The organism is Sporosarcina koreensis (assembly GCF_042655825.1).
GTDB lineage: Bacteria > Bacillota > Bacilli > Bacillales_A > Planococcaceae > Sporosarcina > Sporosarcina koreensis.
In genome coordinates this window covers 566,284-593,213 of the sequence record NZ_JBHSNP010000011.1, presented here as the reverse complement: position 1 = coordinate 593,213, position 26,930 = coordinate 566,284, and the positions used below count along the sequence as shown (strand labels likewise).

At 41.5% G+C, this 26,930-nt stretch carries 32 protein-coding genes and 1 other RNA gene; 20 read left to right on the top strand and 13 right to left on the bottom strand.

Annotated elements, in window-relative coordinates:
- Window positions 1-159 precede the first annotated feature (159 nt).
- The 3 genes from ACFPTP_RS09585 to ACFPTP_RS09575 are packed head-to-tail and all read left to right on the top strand — an operon-like array spanning window position 160 to window position 2,846.
- Window positions 160-1,104 carry an MBL fold metallo-hydrolase gene (locus ACFPTP_RS09585; protein ID WP_381443991.1) on the top strand — a complete coding sequence of 315 codons (945 nt, stop codon included), beginning with the start codon at window positions 160-162 and terminating at the stop codon, window positions 1,102-1,104.
- Window positions 1,091-1,849 carry an SDR family NAD(P)-dependent oxidoreductase gene (locus tag ACFPTP_RS09580; protein WP_381443988.1) on the top strand — a complete coding sequence of 253 codons (759 nt, stop codon included), beginning with the start codon at window positions 1,091-1,093 and terminating at the stop codon, window positions 1,847-1,849. The genes ACFPTP_RS09585 and ACFPTP_RS09580 overlap by 14 nt, the downstream gene beginning before the upstream one ends.
- A gap of 22 nt (window positions 1,850-1,871) precedes the next feature.
- Complete coding sequence (locus ACFPTP_RS09575; RefSeq protein WP_381443985.1) at window positions 1,872-2,846, top strand: MBL fold metallo-hydrolase; 975 nt, start codon at window positions 1,872-1,874, stop codon at window positions 2,844-2,846.
- A 576-nt stretch (window positions 2,847-3,422) separates the two neighbouring features.
- Here the strand turns inward: ACFPTP_RS09575 and ACFPTP_RS09570 are convergent.
- The gene (locus ACFPTP_RS09570; protein WP_381443982.1) at window positions 3,423-3,701 is read right to left on the bottom strand and encodes a small, acid-soluble spore protein, alpha/beta type; all 279 of its coding nucleotides are present in this window, start codon (window positions 3,699-3,701) and stop codon (window positions 3,423-3,425) included.
- 153 nt (window positions 3,702-3,854) lie between these two features.
- Between ACFPTP_RS09570 and hprK the strand changes: the two genes are divergently transcribed.
- The 3 genes from hprK to ACFPTP_RS09555 all read left to right on the top strand — a co-directional run bounded on the left by hprK (window position 3,855) and on the right by ACFPTP_RS09555 (window position 6,388).
- Complete coding sequence (gene hprK / locus ACFPTP_RS09565) at window positions 3,855-4,772, top strand: HPr(Ser) kinase/phosphatase (protein ID WP_381443980.1); 918 nt, start codon at window positions 3,855-3,857, stop codon at window positions 4,770-4,772.
- Window positions 4,773-4,794: 22 nt separating this feature from the next.
- Window positions 4,795-5,625 (top strand): DUF2785 domain-containing protein, encoded by an 831-nt coding sequence (locus ACFPTP_RS09560; RefSeq protein ID WP_381443978.1) that lies wholly within the window; start codon window positions 4,795-4,797, stop codon window positions 5,623-5,625.
- Window positions 5,626-5,767: 142 nt separating this feature from the next.
- Window positions 5,768-6,388, top strand: coding sequence for a DUF4309 domain-containing protein (locus ACFPTP_RS09555; RefSeq protein ID WP_381443975.1), 621 nt, complete (start codon window positions 5,768-5,770; stop codon window positions 6,386-6,388).
- Window positions 6,389-6,443: 55 nt separating this feature from the next.
- Here ACFPTP_RS09555 and ACFPTP_RS09550 read toward each other — a convergent pair whose 3' ends face one another.
- A complete protein-coding gene (locus ACFPTP_RS09550; protein ID WP_381443972.1) occupies window positions 6,444-6,881 on the bottom strand; it encodes an OsmC family protein in 438 nt (145 codons plus the stop codon).
- 27 nt (window positions 6,882-6,908) lie between these two features.
- A complete protein-coding gene (locus tag ACFPTP_RS09545; RefSeq protein WP_381443970.1) occupies window positions 6,909-8,126 on the bottom strand; it encodes an MFS transporter in 1,218 nt (405 codons plus the stop codon).
- Between the two features lie 226 nt (window positions 8,127-8,352).
- Between ACFPTP_RS09545 and ACFPTP_RS09540 the strand changes: the two genes are divergently transcribed.
- Both ACFPTP_RS09540 and ACFPTP_RS09535 read left to right on the top strand, forming a co-directional pair.
- Window positions 8,353-8,532 (top strand): hypothetical protein, encoded by a 180-nt coding sequence (locus ACFPTP_RS09540; protein WP_381443968.1) that lies wholly within the window; start codon window positions 8,353-8,355, stop codon window positions 8,530-8,532.
- Window positions 8,533-8,633: 101 nt separating this feature from the next.
- Window positions 8,634-9,503: a YitT family protein gene (locus ACFPTP_RS09535; RefSeq protein WP_381443965.1), complete on the top strand. Its 870-nt coding sequence runs from the start codon at window positions 8,634-8,636 to the stop codon at window positions 9,501-9,503.
- A 36-nt stretch (window positions 9,504-9,539) separates the two neighbouring features.
- Here ACFPTP_RS09535 and ACFPTP_RS09530 read toward each other — a convergent pair whose 3' ends face one another.
- A complete protein-coding gene (locus ACFPTP_RS09530; protein WP_381443963.1) occupies window positions 9,540-10,511 on the bottom strand; it encodes an LCP family protein in 972 nt (323 codons plus the stop codon).
- A 271-nt stretch (window positions 10,512-10,782) separates the two neighbouring features.
- Between ACFPTP_RS09530 and ACFPTP_RS09525 the strand changes: the two genes are divergently transcribed.
- Window positions 10,783-11,103 carry a hypothetical protein gene (locus tag ACFPTP_RS09525; protein WP_381443961.1) on the top strand — a complete coding sequence of 107 codons (321 nt, stop codon included), beginning with the start codon at window positions 10,783-10,785 and terminating at the stop codon, window positions 11,101-11,103.
- An 88-nt stretch (window positions 11,104-11,191) separates the two neighbouring features.
- On the top strand, window positions 11,192-12,004 hold the full coding sequence (locus tag ACFPTP_RS09520) for a VanW family protein (protein WP_381443958.1): 813 nt from the start codon (window positions 11,192-11,194) through the stop codon (window positions 12,002-12,004).
- Between the two features lie 53 nt (window positions 12,005-12,057).
- Here ACFPTP_RS09520 and ACFPTP_RS09515 read toward each other — a convergent pair whose 3' ends face one another.
- Both ACFPTP_RS09515 and ACFPTP_RS09510 read right to left on the bottom strand, forming a co-directional pair.
- Entirely contained in the window at window positions 12,058-12,213 is a 156-nt protein-coding gene (locus ACFPTP_RS09515) for a DUF1540 domain-containing protein (protein WP_381443955.1), read from the bottom strand.
- 88 nt (window positions 12,214-12,301) lie between these two features.
- Window positions 12,302-13,132, bottom strand: coding sequence for a S1C family serine protease (locus ACFPTP_RS09510; protein WP_381443952.1), 831 nt, complete (start codon window positions 13,130-13,132; stop codon window positions 12,302-12,304).
- A gap of 124 nt (window positions 13,133-13,256) precedes the next feature.
- Here ACFPTP_RS09510 and ACFPTP_RS09505 point away from each other — a divergent pair, with 124 nt between their 5' ends.
- Window positions 13,257-13,559 carry a YunC family protein gene (locus ACFPTP_RS09505; RefSeq protein ID WP_381443950.1) on the top strand — a complete coding sequence of 101 codons (303 nt, stop codon included), beginning with the start codon at window positions 13,257-13,259 and terminating at the stop codon, window positions 13,557-13,559.
- Window positions 13,560-13,630: 71 nt separating this feature from the next.
- Window positions 13,631-13,843, top strand: coding sequence for a hypothetical protein (locus ACFPTP_RS09500; RefSeq protein WP_381443947.1), 213 nt, complete (start codon window positions 13,631-13,633; stop codon window positions 13,841-13,843).
- Window positions 13,844-13,988: 145 nt separating this feature from the next.
- Here ACFPTP_RS09500 and ssrS read toward each other — a convergent pair.
- Window positions 13,989-14,182: non-coding RNA, 6S RNA (ssrS, locus tag ACFPTP_RS09495), on the bottom strand.
- A 136-nt stretch (window positions 14,183-14,318) separates the two neighbouring features.
- Here ssrS and cax point away from each other — a divergent pair.
- Genes cax through ACFPTP_RS09480 form a run of 3 tightly spaced genes read left to right on the top strand, consistent with a single transcriptional unit; the run spans window position 14,319 to window position 16,416 of the window.
- Entirely contained in the window at window positions 14,319-15,371 is a 1,053-nt protein-coding gene (gene cax / locus ACFPTP_RS09490; RefSeq protein ID WP_381443945.1) for a calcium/proton exchanger, read from the top strand.
- Between the two features lie 58 nt (window positions 15,372-15,429).
- Window positions 15,430-15,852 (top strand): DUF948 domain-containing protein, encoded by a 423-nt coding sequence (locus ACFPTP_RS09485; RefSeq protein ID WP_381443943.1) that lies wholly within the window; start codon window positions 15,430-15,432, stop codon window positions 15,850-15,852.
- Window positions 15,853-15,867: 15 nt separating this feature from the next.
- Entirely contained in the window at window positions 15,868-16,416 is a 549-nt protein-coding gene (locus ACFPTP_RS09480) for a DUF948 domain-containing protein (protein ID WP_381443941.1), read from the top strand.
- A 41-nt stretch (window positions 16,417-16,457) separates the two neighbouring features.
- Here ACFPTP_RS09480 and ACFPTP_RS09475 read toward each other — a convergent pair whose 3' ends face one another.
- The 3 genes from ACFPTP_RS09475 to ACFPTP_RS09465 all read right to left on the bottom strand — a co-directional run bounded on the left by ACFPTP_RS09475 (window position 16,458) and on the right by ACFPTP_RS09465 (window position 17,820).
- Window positions 16,458-16,898: a DUF948 domain-containing protein gene (locus tag ACFPTP_RS09475; protein WP_381443940.1), complete on the bottom strand. Its 441-nt coding sequence runs from the start codon at window positions 16,896-16,898 to the stop codon at window positions 16,458-16,460.
- 22 nt (window positions 16,899-16,920) lie between these two features.
- Entirely contained in the window at window positions 16,921-17,394 is a 474-nt protein-coding gene (locus ACFPTP_RS09470) for a DUF948 domain-containing protein (protein ID WP_381443938.1), read from the bottom strand.
- 81 nt (window positions 17,395-17,475) lie between these two features.
- Window positions 17,476-17,820 carry a DUF3899 domain-containing protein gene (locus ACFPTP_RS09465; protein WP_381443935.1) on the bottom strand — a complete coding sequence of 115 codons (345 nt, stop codon included), beginning with the start codon at window positions 17,818-17,820 and terminating at the stop codon, window positions 17,476-17,478.
- Between the two features lie 256 nt (window positions 17,821-18,076).
- Here ACFPTP_RS09465 and ACFPTP_RS09460 point away from each other — a divergent pair, with 256 nt between their 5' ends.
- The 5 genes from ACFPTP_RS09460 (at window position 18,077) to ACFPTP_RS09440 (ending at window position 23,932) form a co-directional block, all read left to right on the top strand.
- Window positions 18,077-19,798 (top strand): peptide ABC transporter substrate-binding protein, encoded by a 1,722-nt coding sequence (locus tag ACFPTP_RS09460; RefSeq protein WP_381443933.1) that lies wholly within the window; start codon window positions 18,077-18,079, stop codon window positions 19,796-19,798.
- A gap of 166 nt (window positions 19,799-19,964) precedes the next feature.
- Window positions 19,965-20,897: an oligopeptide ABC transporter permease gene (opp3b, locus tag ACFPTP_RS09455; protein WP_381443930.1), complete on the top strand. Its 933-nt coding sequence runs from the start codon at window positions 19,965-19,967 to the stop codon at window positions 20,895-20,897.
- Window positions 20,897-21,919: an oligopeptide ABC transporter permease gene (gene opp3C / locus ACFPTP_RS09450; protein ID WP_381443927.1), complete on the top strand. Its 1,023-nt coding sequence runs from the start codon at window positions 20,897-20,899 to the stop codon at window positions 21,917-21,919. The genes opp3b and opp3C overlap by 1 nt, the downstream gene beginning before the upstream one ends.
- A 16-nt stretch (window positions 21,920-21,935) precedes the next feature.
- Window positions 21,936-23,000: an ABC transporter ATP-binding protein gene (locus ACFPTP_RS09445; protein ID WP_381443925.1), complete on the top strand. Its 1,065-nt coding sequence runs from the start codon at window positions 21,936-21,938 to the stop codon at window positions 22,998-23,000.
- Window positions 23,000-23,932: an ABC transporter ATP-binding protein gene (locus ACFPTP_RS09440; RefSeq protein ID WP_381443922.1), complete on the top strand. Its 933-nt coding sequence runs from the start codon at window positions 23,000-23,002 to the stop codon at window positions 23,930-23,932. The genes ACFPTP_RS09445 and ACFPTP_RS09440 overlap by 1 nt, the downstream gene beginning before the upstream one ends.
- Window positions 23,933-24,105: 173 nt before the next feature.
- Here the strand turns inward: ACFPTP_RS09440 and ACFPTP_RS09435 are convergent, their stop codons facing one another.
- The 3 genes from ACFPTP_RS09435 to ACFPTP_RS09425 form a co-directional block, all read right to left on the bottom strand.
- Entirely contained in the window at window positions 24,106-25,395 is a 1,290-nt protein-coding gene (locus ACFPTP_RS09435) for an L-lactate MFS transporter (RefSeq protein ID WP_381444237.1), read from the bottom strand.
- A 205-nt stretch (window positions 25,396-25,600) separates the two neighbouring features.
- Window positions 25,601-26,389: a formate dehydrogenase accessory sulfurtransferase FdhD gene (gene fdhD / locus ACFPTP_RS09430; RefSeq protein WP_381443920.1), complete on the bottom strand. Its 789-nt coding sequence runs from the start codon at window positions 26,387-26,389 to the stop codon at window positions 25,601-25,603.
- A 13-nt stretch (window positions 26,390-26,402) separates the two neighbouring features.
- A complete protein-coding gene (locus tag ACFPTP_RS09425) occupies window positions 26,403-26,750 on the bottom strand; it encodes a Na-translocating system protein MpsC family protein (protein ID WP_381443917.1) in 348 nt (115 codons plus the stop codon).
- Window positions 26,751-26,930 lie beyond the last annotated feature (180 nt).

Here is a 26,930-nt window from a genome sequence, read left to right as displayed (position 1 = left end):
AAAAAGATATCTTTATTATAGTATACTACGGATTGCGCTACTAAAGGTTTCAAGAATGGGGGTTTTTCAAGAGTGACGTGATCTGGTAAAAGAGGTACAATGGACTGAATAACCATTCATAACTATTAAATCTGAATTAAGTCGAAGGAGTTTACCTATATGATACATAAAATTGAAATCCCAACGCCGTTCGCAGTCGGTGATGTCAATGCTTTTGTTGTAAAAGGGGATGCTTTATCGCTCGTCGATGCAGGCCCAAAAACCCCTGACGCGTATGAAGCGCTAAAACAAGGCCTTAAAGAAATCGGTTATTCATTCAATGATATAGAGCAGGTCATTTTAACCCATCATCATCCGGATCATGCCGGCTGGATGGATGCCTTCGATCAGGCGGAAGTGATCGGACATTCATACAACGACCTGTGGCTTAAAAGAGATGCGTCCTTCATGGAATACCATGATCGCTTCTATTTGCAATGCTTGAAGGAAGAAGGCGTACCGGAAACCTTTTTCAATTGGGTGGAAAAGATGAAGCGGCCGATACGATTGATGGGGGACAGGACGCTCGACCGAATGATCGGGGAAGGCGACGAATGGACAGGGCATCCGGGATGGATTGTCATGGAAACGCTCGGGCATGCCCAAAGCCATATTGCGCTCTTCAATGAAAAAACAGGCGAGATGATTGGCGGGGACCTCGTTCTTGAGAAGGTATCGTCGAATCCATTGATCGAACCTCCTGCAAACCGTGAAGCGGCGCGTCCAAAGTCATTATTGCAATACAATGCTTCATTGACACGACTTTTAGGTTTGCCGATTGACATTGTTTACGGCGGACATGGGAATGAAGTGCGAAATGTCCATCCTTTAATTGAATCCAGACTTCAGAAACAGCATGAACGGGCAATGAAAGTTCATGCCATGCTGAAAAATGGAAGCAAGACAATTTATGAGCTGACGCAGCAATTGTTCCCGGCTGTGTATGAAAGGGAACTAGGTCTTACACTATCTGAAACGATCGGGCAAACGGATTATTTACTATCAAAAGGACTAGTACAAGAAACGGTCGGAGAAGGCGGTATTTTGTATTATGAACAAACGTAAGACAGTTTTAGTAACTGGAGCGACGAGCGGTGTCGGTTATGCAACGGCCATGCGGCTATTATCCGACACCGACCGTTATACGGTTTATGCGACAGGAAGGGCGCCGGATAAATTGTTGGAATTGCAAAATGAAGGGGCAATTGCCATTCCTGCGGATATTACAAAGGTGGAAGAGCTGGATAGCCTATTAGAGCAGACCGGCCCGTTGGATATCGTTATCTTTTCAGCTGGAGTGGGGCATTTCGAGGCCGCACATCTGATTTCTGACGATGCGATCCGATCGATGATGGATACAAATTTCATTGCGCCGGTAGAACTGACGAAGCGAGTCCTTCCGCAAATGATGGAACAACAGGATGGGCATCTCATTTATATTGGTTCACAGGCTGGAAAGGTAGCGACACCAAAGGCTTCTGTCTATGCAGCTACCAAGCATGCACTGATCGGTTATACGAACGCGCTGCGCATGGAAGTCGCCCCTTTCGGCATTCATGTTTCCATTATCCATCCGGGTCCGATTGACACGCCGTTCATAGACTCGGCGGATAGAACCGGAAACTATCGTTCTTCGCTAGGAAAGCACCTGTTGCAAGTCGGCACTGTCGCCGATGCAGTCCTTCAAACGATCGAAAAACCTGTTCGGGAAATCAACCTGCCTGGCATTATGGGAATATCGAGCAAATTGTATGCACTCACTCCTGGACTTGTGGAAAAATTAGGCCGTAAGTATTTCATGAAGAAATAATTCTGAAGGGGGAAATATGCAAATGAAACATTCCAATATTATTTTCTTTGAAAGAAAATTTCCGAGTGCAAATATGATTCTCATCAATGACGAACTGCCAATTCTTATAGATACCGGCTTTGGGAGTGATGCTACGGAGACGGAACAGTTGATCCAACAAGCTGGTGTTTCACCGGAAGATTTACACCTCATTGTGAATACACATTATCATAGCGACCATGTGGGCGGGAATTATCATTTTCAAAAAAACTATGGTGTTTCAACTGCTGCTCATAAATGGGATGCTGAACTAGTTAATTCACGCGCTGCTGAAGCATGTAGTGCAGAGTGGCTGGACCAGCCTGTCGAGCCTTATGAAGTCAATAGAAAACTCGCGGATAATGAAGAGATCCAAACGGGGAACAGAACATTGACAGTCCTGCACACACCAGGTCATACATTAGGCCATATTTCTTTATACGATCCGACGGAACAGATTTTGATTGCCGGTGATCTTTTTCACGGAAACGATATCGGATGGTTGAATATGTTTCGAGAAGGTGTTTCATCAATTCAGCGGTCTTTAGAAAGTCTGGACCGATTATCCAATCTCAGGATTCAAAAGGCTTTTTCAGGACATGGACCAGAAATGGAAAATCCACATGCCTCAATCGATTTGGCAAGAACTAGACTAGAAAAGTGGCTTGGTGCGCCGGAAAAAGTTTCATGGCATGCTTGTAAGAGAATCTTTGCATTCTCGCTAATGCTTAAAGATGGTCTGGCGAAAAAGGATATTGATGACTATTTATTATCATGTGGTTGGTTCAACGACTTCGCTCGTTTTTCATTTCAACTTCAACCTGAAGAATTTACTCGAATCCTGCTGGATGAAATGATACGTTCCGAGGCAGCAATATGGCATGATGACCGTTTGGTTGCTTCTGCACCGTATGATGCGCCGGATAAAAAATGGATGGATAAGAAATGTAAACCTGTAAATTGGAATGCGGTGCTGTAATAAGGGGGAGTAAAATTGATGACAGGCTTCGAGTGATCACATGAGTTCTCTTTCACGCGTTTGGACTTGTCATTCATCTGTAATAAATTCTCATTTGTACTTGGACTTCTCCTTCATAGTCGGCACACCTGGATAATGTTACATATACATACACATAGAAAGAGCATGATCCCTATAGAGGACCATGCTCTTCTTTCCGCACCGGAAAATTTGATTGTTTGTTCACTTGCTCAAACCGTTCTTTCTGACAAACAGTAAACGCCCGTCAGCGCAGTTTGATTGTTCTGACCCCTAACTTTAAAAAGTTTAGCCCTTTTCATGATCGGCCATACTGGGTGTCAGCTTCAAGTTGCACTTCCACAAAAAACCTACCTCTTACCGTACTAAAAGTGGCCGAAGCTCTTACCGTTTTGCTCCGGACGAGTGTTCCACTTGCCAGTAAAGCAAATTTTCCGCCAAGGCTGTGCAAATCTTCGTGGAATCAACAATCCTTCAATCTCATCCACTTTCGTTCTGCCTTGTATTCTACAAATACCCATCTCATTTATTGGATAAACATCTTTTTCGAAAGTTTTTTCATCTTTTATCTTTGGCCAATTGTTCTTGAGCTAATCTGACCATTTCTTTTACCATATTTCCGCCGATCGGCCCGCCGATTTTCCCCGCCAGTTCAGAAGTCAGCTTGCCATTGTAGTCTTCAGATAGGGGAATGCCTAATTCCTTAGCAATTTCAAACTTCACTGCATCAGGCTGTTCGGCATCCACCGGGTATCCTTTTGCTTTCATCACATCCACTTTCAGCTGATCCAATTGCTTTCGTGCCTCGGGAACTAAAATACGATTATTGCGTCCCATCCTCTCATCTCCTTTCAACCATAGTCTTTCCCGAAAATGAAAAATGATGTTACGAAACAATGCTTCATGAATGCATATGCAGTCCAACATGTTATACTAAAACGAAATGAAATAATTAACAAAATCGAATTGAAACGGGAGGTGAGCTTGGATATGAAAACTGTAACAATCGAACATATCGTCAAGCGATTCTCATTGGAAGTTCTAGTAGGACATCATATGCTGGATAAATGCCTGAAAAAGACAAAAGTAAGAAGACCAGGCTTGGAATTCATGGATAAATTTGATTTTATTGCGACAGAACATGTCCAAATCCTTGGCAAGAATGAAATCAACTATTTACATACGCTCTCAGATGATGAATGTAAGCTGAGGATTGCCAATATTGTCCAATATGATCCGCCATGCATTATTATTACATCCAATCAGGAAGAGCCGCTCGGTTTGCGACAATACTGCACGGAGGAACATATACCCGTCTTGCGGACTCCCGACTCGACGAGCGAAATGAGCGCAAAGCTGGATGCTTATGTCACAAAAGAAATGGCCCCTGAAATAGCGGTCCACGGAGTGTGTGTCAACGTAGCCGGCATCGGAATCCTGCTCCGTGGAAAGTCGGGAGTTGGGAAGAGTGAAACGGCACATACGTTGATCGGCAGAGGGCATCGATTGATTGCAGATGACATTGTAGTACTGAAAAAGCTGAGTCCGCAGACGCTTTTAGGGACGCACGACGAAAAGAACAAGGAATTCCTCGCGTTGCGGAGCATCGGTCTCCTCAATGTAGTCAGGCTTTATGGACGAGCGGCGTTTCAAGAGGAGAGTCGGATTGCGCTTGATATCGAATTGACCGAGTGGCAAGACAATGCATTGAATAATGAACTTGAACTGGATACGAAATTCAAGACATATATGGACGTCCCGATTCCACATATCCAAATTCAATTGCAGCCGGGAAGGGACGTAGCAGGTTTAATCGAAGCTGCTGCGAATAACTGGTATTTACAGCAGCAAGGTTATAGCGCTGCAGAAGAATTCAAGAAACGGCTTGAATCTGAATTTGAGGAATGAAGCAAAGGAAAAGAGGTCCCTCATGAAAAAGCAGATGAAAATGGTGCTGGAAATGGATGATATTCAGTGTCAAAACTATATGGAGTTGCATGGAGAGCAGCTTTTTGAGTTCATGTTAGAAAACCTTGGGTCCACGGATGGCGAATTGCGCGATGAATTGATCTACAGATTGCTCGTTAAGTTGCTTACAGGGCAGCACTTGGAATCAAATCAATTAATTCATGCCTGTAAGGAGTTAATTACCGATCGATATTTATTATTATCAATTGGCGGAAAAGACTCGGATGATGTGTTCACCCGCTCATTCTCAACACTTTGGCTGACCGGATTATTTTGGTTGGATCAAGAACAGCCATTCATGAATTCGGAATTACGAAGTCATGCGATGGAGAAAAGTGCAACTTACCTATTAAAAGAACAAGATACACGTGGATTAATAGATGGGAAAGGTTGGGCGCATAGCATTGCTCACGGCGCGGATCTTGCGGCGATCATTGCAAGTCACCCTCTTGTGGAAAAAAGACTCATTCCGGTCATTCTTGAAGGGGTGGCATCGTGCTTTTGGAAAGGCGGCGTCTACGTCGACGATGAAGATGAACGGTTAGTCGCTATTATCGTATCCTTGGCGAAGATAGATTATCCAGAAGACATTTTAGTGGAGTGGACCGAGCAAGTCTTTGACAAATTGGATAGGAAAATACCTGAACAAGGATATTCTCAATCGTTCTATCATGCGCGCACAAACATTATGCAGTTCATGAAAACACTGTATTTCGCTTTGAAAAAGTCCAAACGATATCATAAGTTGCAAAGTACATCTTCTTTTTTCGTTCAGAAGTGGCAAAATGCATAACCTGAAAAAACCGATGGATGTGTTCCATCGGTTTTTAGCTATGAATGAATTTCTCGATCATAACTAGGCAGACTTGAGTTTATCGGAGGCGAGATAGGGAATCCATATGTAGTAATAAATTTTTAGATAGAAGGTGTTAACTATGGATAAATTTCTTTCATTCCTGCTGCCACTTTTTCTAATCGGAATACTGTCCGCTTGTACTACAAATAAAGATGAAAAAGAAATAGAAACGCCGATAGAGAATGTCGAACAATCAATTGATGATTCGGACGTAATTATTGGGAACGAAACAGAAAATGAAGATGAAACATCATCTGATGATAAGGTGCAAAAGGAGATGGCGCTTGATGTATTAGCCGGGATATTTGAAGATGCTAAAACCGGTAAGGTTTATCGATTATCTGATGGTATTTATATAGGGAAAACAACACGTAAAGAGGTAATTGAAATGATCGGAGAACCGGAGGAGAAGGATACGTTCGATCATTATCACGGGTCAATGGGGAATGCATCTTATGATTTAGCCTATAACGAAAAAGGAATACTTAAGGAAGCACGCTATTTCGGAACAAATGTGGAACGTCAAACAAATCTTGGTGGAATTACGACAAAGGATTTGATCGAAAACATCGGAGAACCTGATCAAAAAAGGGAAATGAATTCAACAAATGAAACAAATTATATTTATCAAGTTGGGGATTTTGAACTTCAGTTCATCATGCAGGAAGACGGAACTACGGATCATGTAAATTTGAAGTAATGCATGTGGCATAAATAAAGTCTCTTGGCCGTTAAGTCGGACAAGAGACTTTTTCCTATTTTATGATTGCTTCTGCTGTAACTTCAACATTTCCTTGTAATGCTCTGCTGATCATGCATGAAGCTTCCGCTTTCAACACTAGTCTTTCTACAATACTCCGCTTATTAGCCATTCCTTCAGTTAAAACAATTTCAGGCTTATGGATGATCTTTTTGTATGTAACAATTCCATTTGTGTAATCGACGACCCCGATTGACTCCATCGTCAAGCTTTCCTTTTCAACACCGCTCCTCGCAAGCATTGCCGCAAGCGTAATGATATAACATGTTGCAGCCGCACCAAGCAGCATCTCATCCGGATTCGTCCCGATCCCAGGTCCGTCCATTTCGGTAGGAATAGATACTTCTGTCTTCAAATTCAACGTTTCAATCGTTCCAATGTCATTGCGCACTCCAGGCCAATTCGCCTTAAGATGAAAAAGATGTTCTGCCATCACCATAACCCCTCTCAATCGTAATCATTATACAACATTCACTTTTGGATTCCTTGCATACCTCACATAAACAATAAAGAACAAACCAGCACTCAACAACCTTAGCATTGAATTTATATACATTGCCACTTCAACACCCAGCTGCTCCAATAACCAAATACCAATTTGAGGAGCTGCAAAGGCGACAATTGATAACAGAACATTATAAGTCGTTATGCAATACGTCCTGACATGATCGGGGGACTGTTCCAGCAATAAATTGAACAATAATAACACAATACCCGCCAAGAAAAATCCCGAAGAAGTCTGCACTAGCGCGATATAATACAAATTTGTCGACAGGACCGTCAGAAACGGAGTCGTCGCCATTCCAACCGCAGCCCACACAAAAACTAACGTATTCGAACGCTTTTCCGCCCACTTCTTCCAAAGAGGGAACGACAGGAACTGTGCCAACATATTGCCAACAGCGAACATACTCACCCAGAATATCGTCACGCCTACATAACGGACATGATAAATATTGAAAATGCCCCAAGCCATCTGCCAAGCGAAATTGAAGAATAGAGCCGCTATTAGGAAAGAAACATAATTTTTATATTTGAAAATGGTCCAATCCATCGTTTTCTTCTTCAATAACGCGCCAGCCGATTGTAAAGGCTCTTCTTCATGCTTCATCAATAAGAACACTTCAAGCATACCGAAACAAAAAGCAAATCCAAACAATAATTGGTAGGCTGTCACGCTAGAGGAAGCATCCCTCATCAAAAGCCCGATCACTAGCATGGAAACCAAACCTACAACCGTCAACAGCCGGTTTCGATCACTAAAATATGCTCCACGCCTTGATTCTTCGACAAGCCCGCTGATGAAAGTTTGCCATCCAATATTGGCAACTGTATTCGGCAAACTCATTAACGCGATAATAACTAAAAAGATCCATGCATGTGTAGATGGGGAAGGCAAGTATACGATTCCGATGATGAGTAGGAACATGAGTCGCGCCAGTAAGACTGATAATGCCACAAGCTTTTTCTGTGCTTGCGACTGGTTCAATAAAATTGCGGCGGGTATTGTCATGATCAATGCCATCAGAGGAGGCAATGAACTGATTAGACCGACTTGGTAATTGGTCGCGCTTAACATCGTTATTGCAAAAATCGGGAAAAAGTTATTTGAAAAATTTAATGCAATGGTCGATGCCATTCCGTGGTAAATGCTGATTTTCTCATTGTATGTACGCATAATCTCTCCACATTTCTATTCATTTGAACAACCTGCTAATCTGAATTATATACTTCGTTACACGAAATACAAGACTCTATTTAAGTTGTTTTTAAAAAATGCATAGGAAGCGCCATTTCGGCATAATTATTAAGGTATCCTGTTTTTAATTGATAAAACTTCTCATTTGCAGTACTATATATTTGAGAATGTTTCTCAATCATTAAAGATGGAGAGGATGAAGTTCATGCTTCGAATAATCGTAATGGCGTGGTTGGCAGGTTCTGTCGTAAGTATTTCAGCAATATCCTTTTTAAAAGGATTTGACATGGAAGGGGCATTGATTGGACTCATTTCACTCATCTTTTTATTCGGAATTACTTCCTTCTTCTATATTGAATATAAAAAACAGATGATCAGTTCCTAAACACCAGTCGTCCTGGTGTTTTTTTGATGGTCAATCAAGGAAATTTATTCACTAATGAAGTATAATCAAATAGCTATTGTGATCTGTATGAGGAGGTACTTATGTTTTTTATTGAAGCAAAACGAATTTTGGTCGTCATTTTCGGTTCTTTACTGATGGCGGTTTCCTTGAACTTTTTCCTGATCAATGCAAACGTTTATGCAAGTGGATTTTCGGGGGCTGCCCAGCTTGTTTCAAGTATTTTGTCTGATCAATTGGGTGTTTCGGTCAGCACGGGAATACTTCTGTTCATATTCAACATTCCGGTATTCATTTTAGGTTGGTTCAAAGTTGGTAGGGGGTTTACGATTTACAGCATCATCTCGGTCGTCTTCACAACGATTTTTCTTGAACTTTTACCAGTCCTCTCCCTTTCTAATGATATTATCTTGAATGCAGTTTTCGGTGGAGTAATTGCGGGTGTCGGCGTCGGCATATCGTTGAAATTAGGAGCATCTACAGGTGGTATGGATATTGTTGCAATGGTATTGTCCCGTCTGCAGGATAAACCGATTGGAACTTACTTCTTATTGCTGAACGGAATCATTATTGTTCTTGCAGGTGTATTATATGAACCGGAGAACGCTTTATATACAATGGTTGCGCTTTACGTTACGACTTCAGTCATTGACATGATCCATACTCGCCACGAGAAAGTGACAGCGATGATCATTACCCATAAGGCCGAAGAGCTTCAGCAGGCGATTCATCAGAAAATGGTGCGTGGTATTACAATTGTACCTGCAAAAGGCGCTTATTCGAGGGAAGAGAAAAGCATGCTTTATTTGGTCATTACAAGGTACGAGTTATATGATCTCGAAAAGATCATTAACGAAGTCGATCCGCAAGCTTTCACTAACATCGTCCAAACAGTTGGTATCTTTGGCTTCTTTAGAAGAGAAGACGAACTGCCGGAACGAAGAACAACTTAAAACAAGGTATCCCTGTAAAATTGGGATACCTTGTTTTTATTTTACGCCATTTTCCTTATCGACAATGTCTGTCTTGCCTTCTAGGAATTTATTCAATTCCTCAATGTTTTTTTCAAAATCAATATCAAGAACCCTACCGGCACGGACATCAAGATCCCTATAAGAATTGTCAACAGGAATTCGAAGTGTATCGATTTTTTCGGATTTATTGTCCAAAATTCCTTTACCGATGGAAAGCATTGTCATCTTATCAACATTCGTGTCAATATAGGCATCCGCTGCCCCTAATAACTTCGGTAAATTCATGAGGCTGTGTACTCCCACTGCTTCATCTTTTAATTTTGAGAGCACTTCTTGCTGACGTGCCACCCGACCGAAGTCGTTTTTGCTATCGTGACGGAAACGGACATAACCTAATAACTGATCACCATGCAATCGTTGGACTCCTGGATGGAGCGTCATGTAAATTCCGTGTGACATCGTATAAGGAATGTCGACTTCAATCCCGTCTGGCGCAATGATATCTATAATTTTAGGAAACCCATTAAAATTAACCATAGCATAGTAATGAACATCCAAGCCGAAGTTTTCCTTGATGGTCTGACGTACGAGCTCGGGTCCGCCAAGTGTGTATGCAGAATTCATTTTCTGCATGCCATATCCGGGAATCTCGACATACGTATCACGCATGATCGATATAAGTTTCACTTTTTCGGTTTTTTGGTTGTAATTCGCTATCATCAATGTATCCGAACGGCCGTCTTCATCTTTCCGCGCATCAGATCCAAGCAACATGATATTGATTTCGCCAAATTGTGGTTCCGGTCCGTCGAAAATACCGAAATCCTCATTTTGCTCCTTTAATGTACCATCATCAGAGAGTGCCAAGCCTTGATAATATTGATCAAACCAGTAGTAAATGCCTAATCCGAGCAAGACTAAGACAATACTGATGATAATGCCGAATTTCTTCTTTTTTTTCTTCTTTCGTATATCTATTCTGCTCAAATAAATCACCACCTATTATAAAAATCTAACAAGAGATTGTTTAGCACGCGTATCATAACACCTAATCGCTCGATGGGCAAGGACTATTTCCACTACATATAGACGTTATACAGTGTAAAAAGTTTTCATTTTCAACAAAATAATATTTCCAAATTCTACATATATGTTTCTATACCCTTGCTTGGCTGCTTGTATTCCTTTCGTCTCACCTATGCATAGAACTTGAAGGAAAGGGAATGGAAAAGGTAGTGGAATAAAAGGAGGCATTATCTTGAAGCAAACAGCGGAAGTAAACGGACTTAAAGATTTTGCAATGGAGATGATGGATAAAGGAGTCAAAGGAAAAATATATGTGAACCAGGCAAATCATAATTTTGAAGAGCCGATTCTTTCGGATGAAGATACCGCTGGCCGACAACCACTTCAAATGCTTCGGATTGTCATTAAAACAGATCGGGAAACAATCTATTATGAATATCTATTTAATGAAGCGTTTGACTTGGAGGAAATAAATGTACAGTTGGAAGACATATTTGTGTATTTCGAAAAGGAAATTGTGTCAGTGGAATTTATGAATGATTTAGTAAGATAGAAATATATTTTTAGAACAGGAAGGAAAAAAAGTATCTGAAGTGAATACAGTAGAGGAGGGAGTACGCTACGAACAAGGGGAGAGAAAATTGAGGTTATCAGAAATTCATCCGTTTTTTTACTATGCACGAATCGAGCAAAAGAGATTTTTCCGTTTCATCAAGAATTTAAGAGAGAGAAAAAGATTTGCAAAACAGAAAGCTGAATCCAATTTCCTTTTCACATGTAAAAGGCATCAGTCGCTATTACGCAGAAGGTTAGGGAACAGTGATCCGGTGTTGCAGGAAAACAAAATTGTGAATCTCTCCTTGGCGGCAAGTCGTATTGACGGGATTATCATTCAACCTGGCGAGATATTTTCTTTTTGGGCATTAGTCGGAAGGGCTACGAAGAAAAAAGGCTATATAGAAGGCATGCAGCTTTCTAGAGGAGAAGTGAAAACAGGCGTCGGTGGGGGCATTTGCCAACTTGCAAATCTGCTATATTGGATGGTGCTTCATACGCCGTTGACTGTTATTGAAAGGCATCATCACAGCTTTGATCCATTTCCGGATGAAGGAAGGGTTCTTCCTTTCGGGAGCGGGGCAAGTGTTTTTTATAATTATGTCGACTTCCGATTCAAAAATACAACTGAGTATGCTTTTCAAATCCGTGTATGGGTGACAGATCGTCATTTGAAAGGCGCTATTTTTTCCAATGAAGAAGTTGCAACTAGCTACCATATCGAAGAAAGGGAACATCAATTTTATAAAAAGGATGGAAAGACTTTTCGGCAAAATGAAATTTGGAGAAAAACGATTAATAAACGTACAGGGAATTTTATGCATGAGGAACTTTTGATTAAGAATAATTCCGAAGTGAAATACGAAGTGGTGGAAAGGCAATTAGTGAGTATGAAATAATTCAACGGAAATGGCCAGGCGGATAGTATTCCGCTTGGCCATTTCTCCATGAGTCATTCTTCAGGTTCAAATGTCTTGCAATCCGTGTCTCCACTATCTTCCGCCTGATCACCGGTTTGACTGACCACGTAAATGACATCTGCGTTACACTTATTGCCATCTCCCCAATACGTGCAATTATTCACTTCACATAATATTCGCTGAGTCATCCTCTCACCTCCGTACTTGTATCGTTCCACAAAATTACTGAATGATGCTTTCCTGTATTTGTGTATTGGAGGTGATAGAGACACCAATTCATTTTGGGGCTTCGTTATCGTTTGTTTCATATACATGAAGCAGGGCTGACGGGATGAATAAACCAACTTTTCCATATTTTTCATGGTCCATAGTAGCAAAAATAATTCCGATGACCTTGCCGTCTTCGTTCAGTACAGGACTACCGCTATTTCCACGATAAACAGGTGCTTTGATCATCATCACTTCGTCTGTCCACCCGGAGAGTTTAATAGGTGCTAAAATCGAGCCTTCATTTGCAATCCCTTTGAAACTAAGTGGATTGCCAATAAAAGTGATCGGGTCATTTTTTACCATTTCCACGGAATGATCAATCGTTAGGGATGGAAGTCCTTGGCCCTCAATTTCAAGCACCGCCATATCGATCATCGGATATGAGTTTTTGACTCTTGCTTCGTACCGGCCATCTTCCGGAAAAACAACCGAAATAGCACGGTTTTCCTCTACGACATGATAATTGGTAAGGATTATCCCATCATCTGAAATGGAGAAGCCTGTGCCTTTTCCATCTTCCGTGATAACGACAACGACCGATTTTTTATACGCTGCGATGTCTTCCTGTTTGGACAATGATGCGGAGACCATGAGAAAATCGAGAGCGGGAATTGAAAAAACCTGAAAAAGTCCAGCAAAGGTACTGAGGAATAGCATTACCGATAAAAGCCAGATGAACCATTTCGGGATTTCTTTCTTCACTTTTGTTTCATCCCGCTGTTGCATTAGTGCATCCTGTTGTGCCTGCAATACCAGCTCATGCATTTCTTCCTCACTCAAGTCCTCAAAATTTTCGTCATCAGGATGGATAACTTCTTTATTCTGTTCATCTATCATTCATATCACTTCCCTCGTCGCTCGTTATTCATTACTACTATTATAGCAGTGAATCGGGACGGGCATATAAGGGCACAACTTTGTATGAAAGTCCATATGTATAATGGTGAAAGGGGAGAGCTGATTGGTAACATTGACGCCTATACTTATCGAAGGGAATCCGTTTACGGCTGTAACTGTCCGTTTGCCGAAAACAACTTTATTGACCGTTTCAAATGACAAGGGATATATCATGTGCGGTGCTTTGGATGTCGGACTGCTGAACAATGTGTTGGCTGATCGTAAAATAGTCGCTGGCAGGGCGGTCGGAGTGAAGACGATTGACCAATTGTTGAAGGCACCTCTTGAATCCGTTACTTTGGAAGCGGAGACGCTAGGCATTCGTGTTGGAATGACAGGGGAAGACGCTCTTTTGAAAATGCTTTGAACATGAAATTTTTTCGTTTTTAACATAATAAAATGACCCGCATCGCAAATAGTAAGCGATACGGGTCTCTTTTGTCGTTAGCGGTTGTCGTTTCGGTTATTGCGGTTGTTGTTGTCGTTGTTTCTGTTGTTGTTATTGTTGTTTCTGTCGTTATTGTTCTGCCCGAAAAAGTCATCGGCAAATTCTGTGTTCCTGTTGTTGTTGTTGTTGTTGTTGTTGTTGTTGTTCCTGTCGTTACGGTTGTTCGGATTGTTATCCCGATTTCGGTTATCCCGCATGTGTGAGACATCTCCTTTAAAATTTTTTGTTAAGTGAAATGAATCCACCTACATGATGTATGATGTCCCTTGTCTTTAAAATTATCCGTTTTCCTATATTTGGGTAAAAAAAACCATCATCCTTTATGGATGACGGTTGACATTAATAAATTTAAAAGCCGCCTTTGCCGTATCGTTAATCATGAAAGTTTTAAACCACCACTCCTCAAAGTGGGTGTCCGCAGAGGCGATCCTGTCCGTCCTGATTGAAAATGAATCAGGCATACCATTCCAGCCCCGATATAAAACTCCCTTTTACAGCTTAAAGGTTAAAACTTAATGTGTATACGAACAATGCAGCTTATGTATATATACTACACTTTAAAATAGAAATTATCAATGAAAATATATTCCAGTCGGGAGTTCACCATGTTGAAATCTGTTTGTTTCGTTCGCTTACAGGGAAAGATATGTGGGAAGCGATTAGAAAGGAAGTGATCCGGTGAATCGAATATTTACTTTGCTTGCATTTATTGGCGTGCCGATGATCATCATCGGATCAGTGATGGATTGGCCCGATATTCCGATATTCATTATCAGTTGTATCAGCATCATTGCGCTTGCGGGATTCATTGGAAGAGCGACAGAAAGCCTTGCAATAGTAAGCGGCCCAAGAATCGGTGGATTCTTGAACGCAACATTCGGTAATGCTGTCGAATTGATCATTTCATTTTTCACTTTGAAAGCAGGGTTAATAGGAATTGTACTGGCATCATTAACCGGTTCGGTATTAGGGAATCTATTACTCGTACTTGGCGTTTCGTTCTTTGCAGGAGGCATTAAATTCAAAACGCAGAAATTTGGCATCCATGACGCAAGATACAATTCGGGATTATTGATCTTTGCAGTTATTGTCGCTTTTGTCATCCCTGAAATTTTTACGCAGACGATGGATCAGGTGGATACGGTCACTTTAAGTATTGGCATTTCCATCATTTTAATCACTTTATATCTTGCTGGCCTGTTTTTTAAGCTCGTCACGCACAGGGGTGTATTTTCATCTGCCGATACGAATAAGGAAGAAGAGGAGATCCCCGAATGGTCCAAGGGGAAGGCGATTATCATCTTGCTTCTATCGACCATTGCGGTTGCATACGTCTCAGAACAACTTGTACATACTTTTGAGACGCTTGGCGAGAAGTTCGGATGGTCAGAATTGTTTATCGGTGTCATCATCGTAGCGATTGTCGGCAATGCGGCTGAACACTTTTCCGCTATTACGATGGCAATGAAGAACAGGATGGATGTCGCCGTGGAAATTGCAGTCGGTTCTACATTGCAAGTTGCGATGTTTGTAGCTCCGATACTCGTACTGTTATCTCTTATGATGCCTCAATCAATGCCGCTCGTTTTCACGATACCTGAACTCGTTGCAATGATAACTGCCACATTCCTTGTCATCAACCTCTCGAACGATGGTGAGTCGAACTGGTTTGAAGGCCTGACATTGCTCGCAGCATACGTCATTATTGGAATAGGGTTTTATCTATTATAATAGAAGAAGCTTATCGTCAAACAATATGTGGTATAGACGGAAAGGGAGGGATGACTAGATGTTAGTGCAAATCGGAGTATTCATAATGGCTGTTTCCTTTGCCATCTTTGCGGCCGCTCTCTCGAAGTTGCTGCTTCGTGCATCAACAAGCATAGAGGCAATCCAATTTGCTGCAGGAAAGATGGAAACCAAATTGGATGGAACGCTTCAAGTGCTTGAAGGAACATTGGATGAGGCGAGCGGAACCATATCCGATATGGAAGTAAAATTGAATGCGCTTGATAGTGTGTTCTTTTCCGCGGAAAAATTAGGGGATGCAGCGAATGCAATGGGTAAGGAAATGGAAAATTTAACAAAAGATTATTCAAACAGTGTAGGTACACCGGGTGTAAAACCGTTCATTCTTATGATCCAAGGTGCGGAATTTGCAAAAAGTTTACTGAAATCATGGAAACGCGGACAAGCGTTTTCCTCGAAATAGAAAGGGGAGAGCAAATTGAGCTTGACTGGAGTCGGTGTTTTATTAATAGGAATTGCATTTCTCATTCTTTCCATTTACCTTGCAAAGGTGCTCAGTAATACGGCATCCATTTTGGAAGGTGTTGGCCGTACCGTCGAAAAGCTGCCAGATCAACTGGACGATGTATTGTATGAAACAGGACAGATGATCCAGAATTCCAACAACACACTTGCGGATGTGAATGAAAAGTTAGGCACGCTTACACCTCTCTTCCATATTGTTGGTGACGTAGGAGAATCAACAAGAAAACTCACATCTTCCCTCAACGATTTCGCGGGATCCGTCAAAAAGAAGACGGAATCGGTTGATGAGGAGACTCGAAATAATCGGTTAGGTGGATTATATGGATCAGCGGCACTTGCATTTTATGCATTCCAGAATGGCAAGGAACGGAATAAAGGATCTTACAAACGGCCATCTTCCTTATATATATCCGGTGAACAACGTGCATTCGACGTCGACAGGATGAAAGAGGAAGCGAAAGAGGCTGCAAGAGAAGGAAAATACATTAGCCAAGACAAGTAAGAAGCTATGGGGGATCAATGATCCTCCATAGCTTCTTACTTTTATTTTTTACTTGGAACACTCTTCGAATTGTTTTTTCGTTCCGATAGAAAGAAGATGAATGAAAGGATGCCGTAAATGCCTTCATACTTTTCACGTTTGGTAAAATCGGATGCATCATCTGTATTTGTTTTCAACGCATTCGCTTTTCCGAGTGCCGAAAGTGTCAGTTTCCGGGTTGCCTCGCCAGTGTCGCCGATAATATGGAAGAAAGGGCTGACTTCCCTTACTTGTTCATTGACATTTGCAATTGTCTCATTGCTTGATTGCATCAATTCGGTTGTTTGAGTGGATAGGTCGTCAACCATTTCAGGCAGGCGATCTGTTGCCTGTTTCATCCCATCCAATGCATCAGTCAATTTCCGTAAAGGTCTGATCAGTAGCACTGTCAGTACCGCAAAAGCGATACCGATGATCAGAACCCCTATACCGAGCCAATCCATAAGAATCCCCTCCGTATTTAGATTACTTCACTTTTTGTGGTGAAGGGAGTTGCTTCAACTCTTGCTGAACGTATGAATTTTGATTCTGTTTCTCTGATTTGAATTTAAAGTAGATTCGGGAAGCTGCTTCCGTCAATGCCGCCAGTTTCTCCATCAATTCAAGACGCTTCGGGTCAGGTGCAGCAATCTTCTCGGAAATCGAATGAAAAGAACGATTGAGATTTTCAGAAGACTGTCTGAAATGCTGGGTTGATTGTGCAAGGCTTTCAAGGGATTGCACCTTGCTTTCCACATCGGCGGCTAATCGATTTGTCCTTTCCATCAACTGATCGGATTTTGTCGTAATGCCACTTATCTTATTTTCCATCCTGGCCATCGTTTCGGATACTTCATTCATCATCTTTTTCGCATTCCGTATAGCGATAATGACAAAGATAGCGATCAATAGTAAGGATGCAGCTGCTATGCTTGCACTTATATAGAGGAGAATCTCCATCCACCTATCACTCCAATCCAATACTTTTACACTTACCTAATCGGTACCACTCTTTCCATACACATAAACACGATGAATCGTTTAGGCTGAATAGAAGAATAGTGCAACAAGCATGAAAAGGATGATTGGCAATCCGGAAAGGAAGAAAAATGAAGCTTTCATTGATATGGCTTCAGAAGGTGGTCGCATCGTTTTCAAATCACTTTGTACATGTTTACGGTAAAACACCTTTTTCATACTTGTAGAAAAGAAATCGAAAAAACCGGACTGCACAATCAAAACTAGGATTCCGATGGAGAGAAACAAGGCTCCTAGATAGAATGAAACGTTAATATAATGTAGAATTGTTAGCTTTCTGTAGAATATTAAAATAAATACCAAAATTAATAATTGGTTCGCAATAGCATTGAATGTAATTTTCTTCATATTCTAACCTCTTTTTTATTGTTTATATTATTTATTATTTATGTATATTATATCATTTGACGGAAGAATGCAATTTGAGGCAAAGTCAATTGCCACATGGTTTTAGAGATAGATAAGTAGAATAATTTGATTTTTGTTTCTCTTATAATTATGTTGTTTCAGAAAAAAACATAAAAAAACACTTTGACTTAAGATGTTTTGAATGTATAATAAAAAGTGATAATTCTTCAGACAATTACAAAAGGAGGTCAATGCTTTGAAAACAAACAAATGGCTATTGCTTGTCGCTCTATCATTAGTGCTAAGCTTAGTGCTTGCTGCTTGTGGAAACAAGGACAAGGACGAAGACAAAACTGCTGCTCCTGATAAAGAAGACGACAAAGCAACAGAACAACCAACAGAAGAAGCCGGCGAGCCGGATGCAGAACAAGTCTTGAACTTGATTGAATCTGCAGCAATCCCATCTGTCGACTCCGCAATCGTGGAAGACGCAGTAGGATTTAATGTATTGAACAACGTAAACGAAGGGTTGTACCGCCTGAACCTTGAAAACATTGCTGAACCGGCAATGGCTGCAGAAGAAGCGGAAGTGAGTGAAGACGGTCTTACGTACACATTCAAACTTCGTGATGCAAACTGGTCTGACGGAACACCTGTAACAGCACATGATTTCGTATTTGCATGGCAACGTGCAATCGATCCTGCTACTGGATCACCTTATGGTCCGTTCATGATGTCTGGAGTTATCAAAAATGCAACAGCAATCAGTGAAGAGAAAATGGACAAGTCTGAACTTGGCGTAGTTGCCGAAGACGACAAAACATTGGTCGTAACATTGGAACGCCCAGTGCCATACTTCCTTTCTCTAATGTCGTTTGGAACATTCTATCCACAAAAAGAAGAGTTTGTTACATCTAAAGGTGATGCTTATGCAACGAACTCTGACAACCTACTTTACAACGGTCCGTTCATCCTAACTGAATGGGATGGGACTGGAGATAGCTGGGTTTACAAAAAGAACGAGCATTATTGGGATGCAGACAATGTAAAACTTGAAACGATCAACGTTGACGTTGTTAAGGATTCTGCAACTGCAGTAAAACTTTACAACGACGGCAAGAAAGACCGTGCAGGAGTATCAGGAGACTTGGCTCTTCAATATGGTACTCATGAAGAAGCGCGTAACGAATCAGACACAGCAGTGTTCTACTTCAAATTCAACCAAGAGCGCGGTGGTAAAGAAACACCACTTGCTAACGTAAATATCCGTAAAGCGATCGCTAAATCATTCGAAAAAGAAGATCTGGCTGACGTTGTTCTTGCAAACGGGTCAACAGCTGCTAACTTCCTAGTACCAAGAGACTTCGCATATGATGAAAGCGGAACAGACTTCCGTGACATCAGCGGAGACCACCTTGTATACAATGCAGAAGAAGCTAAGGAATACTGGGCTAAAGGATTGGAAGAGCTAGGTGTTACTGAATTGGAACTTGAAATCCTAGGTGGAGACACTGAACTTTCCAAGAAAATGGACGAGTATTTCAAATCACAACTTGAAGGCAACCTTGAAGGTTTGAAAATCAAGTTGAAAGAAGTTCCTTTCGCAGTACGTTTGGAGCTTGATGGAAATCAAGACTACGACATCCAAGTTTCTGGATGGGGCCCTGACTTCCAAGACCCGATTTCATTCATGGATTTGTTCGTCACGGGTGGTACTAACAACTTGATGTCATTCTCGAACAAAGAATACGATGAATTGATTGCAGCTACTAAAGATGAGCTTGCACTAGATCCTGCAGCACGTTACGAAGCATTCGCGAAAGCTGAAAAAATCCTACTTGAGGATGAAGCAGCTATCGCACCAATCTACCAACGTGGATTGATCCAACTTCAAAAACCGTACTTCAAAGGACTTGGAGTTCATCCATTCGGAGCTGACTACAGCTACAAATGGGCTTATATCTCTGGTAAAGAGTAAGTAAGCATTGCAATTTAAATAGAAATGAGAGTATATGGCGGAATATCCATATACTCTCTTTTTACTAAAGGGTAATAAAGTGAAAGTTTGTAAGTGTTTTCATTTTGAAAAGAAATTGATTATTCAATTTGACATAAATCAAACTCACGTACTTTGGAGGTGCAACGTGGTTAAGTATATTGGAAAACGGCTCGTTTACATGTTCCTTACGATGTTCCTGATCGCAACTGCAACGTTTTTCTTAATGCAGACGCTGCCAGGTTCACCGATCGCTTCTTATAACAAGCTGAATGAAACTCAACGTGCAATTGTGGAAAAGAAATATGGAATCGATAAACCGAAACCGGTACAATACGCTATTTATATGAAAAACTTGGCCAAAGGGGATTTGGGAACATCTTTTGTCTTTAAAGGGAAAAGTGTTAACGACCTATTGGCTTCGAGGGTAAAACCTTCCTTCATATTAGGGGCGCAGGCGATGGTATTTGGTACGATCATTGGGATTCTGTTAGGGATGCTCGCCGCCTTGAAGCAGAATACGATATGGGATTATGGTAGTACGTTTGTAGCGATACTAGGCGTATCGATACCTTCGTTCGTATTCGCTTCATTATTGCAATATTGGGTCGCTTCACAGTGGCATTTACTTCCGGTCGGACTTTGGAAGGACGGATGGAAGTCAAGTATCCTCCCTTCCATAGCTTTAGCGATGGGACCACTTGCACTGTCGGCACGTTTCATCCGTACTGAAATGATCGAAGTATTGAGTTCCGACTATATTACATTAGCAAAAGCGAAAGGTGCGAGCGGTTTTGAAATCGCATTCAAACATGCATTCCGAAATGCGCTAATCCCTCTCGTTACAGTATTAGGACCGGTAGCAGCCGGTATTGTTACCGGTTCCCTAGTTGTAGAACAGATCTTTGCGATTCCGGGAATCGGGGAGCAGTTCGTATCTTCTATCATGACGAATGACTTTGCAACGATTATGGGTACGACACTATTCTTCTCTGCATTGTTGATTTTCATTATCTTCATTGTAGACCTTCTTTACGGAATCATTGATCCGCGAATCCGTTTGTCTGGAGGTAAAGGTTAATGCGAAAAGAAGAACTTCAACAGTTGCCGCCGGAAAGATTCGAGCGAATTACACTTGATAGCAGCAATGCTGAACGTATTACAAAACCGAGTTTAAGTTTTTGGCAAGATGCATGGTTAAGGTTGCGTAAAAACAAAGCTGCAATCGTTAGTATGTTTGTCCTTGTATTACTAATCATTATGGCATTGATAGGACCACATCTAAATGGACATGATGGCGAGCAACAAGTTTTACGTCACGCTAACTTGCCGCCAAAAATCCCCGGGATTGAAAAATTAGGGATATTTAATGGAATGGGTCAATTAGGCGGGGAAAAAGTAAACTTATATGAAATTAAAAAAGTGGATGAGTATTACTGGTTTGGAACGGATGGACTTGGCCGGGACTTATTCACTCGCGTTTGGGAAGGAACTCAAATTTCCTTATTGATCGCATTTGTTGCAGCGGCGATCGATGTCGTCATCGGTGTCCTTTATGGAGGCATTTCGGGCTATTTCGGCGGCCGTGTCGATGATATTATGCAACGGATTGTCGAAATTTTGATAGGGATCCCGACACTTATTATCGTAATCTTGATGCTATTGATAATGGAGCCAGGACTAACTGCCATTATCATTGCGATATCCCTCACCGGATGGATTGGCATGTCCCGAATTGTACGTGCCCAAATATTGAAATATAAAGGGCAGGAGTTTGTACTCGCTGCACGTACATTAGGAGCGAGTGACAGTAGAATCATCGGCAAACATTTATTGCCGAACATTATGGGGATTATCATCATTAATACGATGTTCACGATTCCGACTGCCATTTTCTTTGAGGCGTTTTTAAGCTTTATCGGTCTTGGATTGCAACCGCCTGATGCTTCATTAGGTACATTAATCAATGATGCCTACAAAGTGATGGAACACCAACCGTATTTCTTATTGTTCCCTGCTGTGATCATCAGTGTCTTGATGATAGCATTTAACTTGATCGGCGACGGACTGCGCGATGCGCTCGATCCGAAAATGAAAGATTGATTGGAGGAAAGCCAAGATGGAAAAAATATTGCAAGTAAAAGACTTGGAGCTTTCCTTCCACACGTTTGCCGGTGAAGTGAAAGCGATTCGAGGAGTCAGTTTTGATTTGAACAAAGGAGAGACATTGGCGATTGTCGGTGAGTCGGGTTCCGGAAAATCGGTTACGACGAAATCGATTATGCGTTTATTGCCAGAGTCAAGCTCTGAATTTAAAAATGGTGAAATTCTATTTAACGGAAATGATCTTACGAAACTTTCCGATAAGCAGATGCAAAAAATCAGAGGGAAAGAAATCTCAATGATTTTCCAGGATCCAATGACCTCATTGAATCCGACGATGACAATCGGCAAGCAAGTGATGGAGCCGATTTTGAAACACCAAAAAGTAAGCAAGGCAAAGGCGAGAGAAGTCGGCATTGAATTATTAAATATGGTAGGAATTCCGAATGCGGAAAACCGTTTCAAAATGTATCCTCACCAATTTTCCGGGGGACAAAGACAGCGTATCGTCATTGCAATAGCGCTAGCATGTAATCCGAAAATCTTGATTGCCGATGAACCTACAACTGCACTTGACGTAACGATCCAAGCGCAGATCCTTGAACTGATGAAGGATATCCAGAAAAAAGTCGATACATCCATCATTTTCATTACACATGATCTCGGTGTTGTTGCGAACGTTGCAGATCGGGTTGCTGTTATGTATGGTGGCCGGATTGTGGAAGTGGGAACGGTTGATGAAATCTTCTATAACCCGCAGCATCCATATACATGGGGCCTTCTAAGTTCAATGCCGTCATTGGATTTGACTGAGGAAAAGCTATATGCGATTCCAGGCACTCCGCCTGATCTGTTGAATCCGCCTGTTGGAGACGCATTTGCACTACGTAGTGAATATGCTTTGAAGATTGATATGGAACAACCGCCTCCGTTCTTCAAAGTGAGCGATACACATTATGCCGCAACTTGGCTGCTGCATCCAAACGCACTGCAAGTTGATCCTCCGAAGACGATCATCGACCGGATGAAGACATTCCGTGGAAGCAGATATTTTGAGCAAGCGAATGGAGGTAATGCATGATGGCAGAGAAATTGCTTGAAGTGAAAAACTTGAAACAATATTTTAATGCCGGGAAGCCTTCTGAAGTTCGTGCAATCGATAATATCAGCTTTGATATTTATCGCGGGGAGACATTCGGGCTTGTCGGTGAATCAGGCTGTGGAAAGTCGACAACTGGTAGGACAATCATTCGACTTTATGACGCGACTGACGGGGAAGTACTTTATGACGGAGTCAGTGTGCATGCCAATAAATCTAAATCTGAAGTGAAAGCTTTGAACCAAAAGATGCAAATGATTTTCCAAGATCCATACGCATCACTGAACCCTAGAATGAAAGTTCTTGATATTATTGCAGAGGGACTGGATGTTCACGGTCTGGTTAAAAACCCGAAAGAGCGGAAGCAGAAAGTAGTCGAATTGCTTGAAACAGTTGGATTGAATAAGGAACATGCCGATCGTTATCCGCATGAGTTTTCTGGAGGTCAGCGACAGCGGATCGGGATTGCGCGTGCGCTTGCCGTCAATCCGGAATTCATCATTGCCGACGAACCGATTTCAGCGCTCGATGTATCCATTCAAGCACAAGTCGTCAACCTTCTGAAAGACTTGCAGAAAGAAAAAGGATTGACATATTTATTCATCGCGCATGACTTATCAATGGTAAAATACATTTCTGACCGTATCGGTGTAATGTATTTCGGGAAGCTTGTTGAGATGGCCCCAGCTGATGAATTATACAAAAATCCTTTGCATCCTTACACAAAATCATTGTTATCCGCAATTCCGCTTCCGGATCCGATTTATGAACGGTCACGGGTAAGACAAACATATGACCCGAAAAAGCATAACTACGGACCCGATGAAAAAGTGGAATTCCGTGAAGTAAACCCTGGCCATTTCGTTCTTTGCTCTGAAAAAGAGTTCAAAGAAATGAAGGCACAAGTTAATTGATGAATAACAAACCGCCACTGGCATCGGATTAACGTCGCCATGGCGGTTTTGTGTTTCTAGACCGATTCATACATGAGAACGATACAATATATACAATGAAATTCCACTGTAAGTAAAAAACATCCCCTAAACCAGATTGAAAGGTCTAGGGGTATTATTATTAAATAAAATTGTTAGACGCTTTTAGCAGTTTGTACTGCTTTTGCTCTCTTCGGTACATGTTGCTCAGCTCTGACTTTTTTGATATCGAATTGTATCAAAATTGAAATGACTAATGCAACTGCAAATAGTCCGGAGAAGAAGAGCAAGCTGCTTTCATAACTTCCCGTAGTGTCTTTCATCCATGCGGCAAACATAGGTCCAGCTATACCTGCAGCAGCCCAGGCGGTTAATATATAACCATGAATGGCCCCAAGTTGTTTTGTTCCAAAAATATCACCGATATAGGCAGGGATGCATGAGAACCCACCGCCGTAGCAAGTATAGATCACGGCAAGCATCACTTGGAAAATAATCGCGTTTGTTGTGAAGGGAAGGAGCGCAAATAATACCAACTGGATAACAAAAAATGTCGTGTACGTATGTCTGCGGCCAATATAGTCGGAAATGGACGCCCATCCGAGCCGCCCGAAGCCATTAAAGAGGCCGAGAATACCAACAAGTGCAGCGGCCTGTATTGTCGTCATGCCAATACTTTCAATGGCAAGAGGCTTTGCTGCCGACAAGATTGCGATTCCGCAAGTGACATTCAGGAACAGCATCAGCCATAAATAGTAGAAGCGTTTTGTTTTGACGGCTTCGTTCGCTGTCAATTGTGCCAAGTCTACCTTCGCTTCGATTTTTCCGGCCTCCAATTTTTTTACATACCCTGCAGGTGCCCAGCCCTCCTCGGGTTTCTCAAGATAAAGCGAAGAGGCGATCATAATTAGTAAATAAGATGCACCAAGGATAAAGAATGTGTTTTGAAGACCAACGGAAGTGATGAGTGCTTCCATGATCGGACTGCTGATTGCAGCAGCAAAGCCGAACCCCATTATTGCCATTCCTGTTGCAAGGCCTCGGCGATCGGGGAACCATTTCACGAGTGTAGAAACTGGAGCGATATACCCAACACCCAGCCCGATTCCTCCAAGTACCCCATAGAAAATGTACAAAAGCGTCAGTGAGGACATGCTTACAGCAAAACCAGCACCCATGACACCCACACCAAAGCAGGTTGCTGCAAGTATCCCTGCTTTACGGGGACCATGCTTTTCAACGAAGTGGCCGAGAAAAGCAGCAGACAGGCCAAGAAATAGGATTGCGATACTAAACGTCAACTGTACTTGGCTGGTCGACCAACCAAATTGATCGATCAGCGGGTTGGTGAAGTTGCTCCATGCATACACGGAGCCGATCGAAATATGAATTCCAACGGCGGAGGCGGCAATCAACCATCTGTTCTTCGTTTTCTTCGCTTTCACGTTCACTTTCCACATCTCCCTTTGATAAAAAAGTAATATGACAATGAATTTTTACTCTCTCTTTACAATCGCAAACGAAAAATGAAAACCCTTTCATTCTTCTTGAAAAAAATAGAGAGTCATATTCTGCCATATTTCTGTCATAATATCATCATCATTGGGGTTTGTCACTAAAAATTAAATCTACTCTAAAAACAAAGAAAATTCATAGTTTGATTCTTTCAGGATGTGAATACACATTGAAGGATTGGCCTCTTATGAAACCGACAGCTGTTATCCCCAGCTCATCAGCTAGATTAATTGCCAATTCTGTAGGCGCTGATTTTGAAAGGACGACTTCACAGCCGATTTTTGCGACCTTCAACAATATCTCTGAAGAAATTCTACCGCTAAATACAATAACCTTGTCATTGACAGTAATATCGTTTTTCAAACAATGACCGTAAATTTTATCAAGCGCATTATGGCGCCCTATATCCATTCGCGTCAACATAAAATCTTTAGGATTACACAATGCTGCGATATGGACACCGCCGGTTTGTTGAAACAGATCCGCTTTCTTGTTCATTTTCTCCATCAATGTAAAACAATCTTTAGCTGCTAAAGATATATTCTTTTCCGACATCCTTTTGGCTGTGAGGGCATCATTGGCGAATACAAAACCTTGCCGGCTCATGCCGCAACAGGATGTGATATACCTTTTGTTTTGAAGCTGTTCGTAAAAAGGAAATGTCCTCTTTGTCTGTATATGTACAAGGCCTAATGCTTCTTCTATCCGGATTTCCTGGATGTCTTGGTAATCAATGATAATCCGTTCGGATGCTAGAAATCCGACAACCATCTCCTCGATATACTCGGGTGTACACACGATCGTCAGGAGTTCTTTACCGTTCAATTTAACTGTAATTGGGTATTCGGTTGCGACCTCATCCTGCTTTTGTTCGAATTTACCGTTTGCAAATCGCAAAATAGACCGTTTTTGAATGCGATTCATGATAGTTCTCCTTTCATTGTTCAATGATCCTATCGAATAAGAAAACAGATACCGCAATATCGTCCTCCAATTTGATATCTGAAAAAAGATGGACGAATTTAGCGCCAACCACCTCTTCAAGACCTTCAGGCGGTGACTCATCATACACTTCTTGTATCATTCTTGTTCTGGCCATATGGACCATCTCTTTGCCTTCACTAGTACCCGCAATGAATTTTTCAGTAGGTGTCAAATTCCCATAAAGCGTTGAGATTGCCATATTGTCGACGAATATTGTCGTTATCCTTTCTGGTCCTTTGCCAAAGAGGTCTTTTCTTAGCTTTCTAATAATATCATTGAAATCATGGATTTTTTTTGACATAACACGCACTCCTTTTGAAAAATACGAATTATCTAAAAAGCATTGTATAATCAATGCATATAATCTATAATACTAGTAAGCATGATATCGGGGTATGAAACTGCACCGGTATTATTATTCAATTACTTTACAGTTGGATTGGTTATTTAGCAAGCACTGCTACTGGACTATTCCACCATA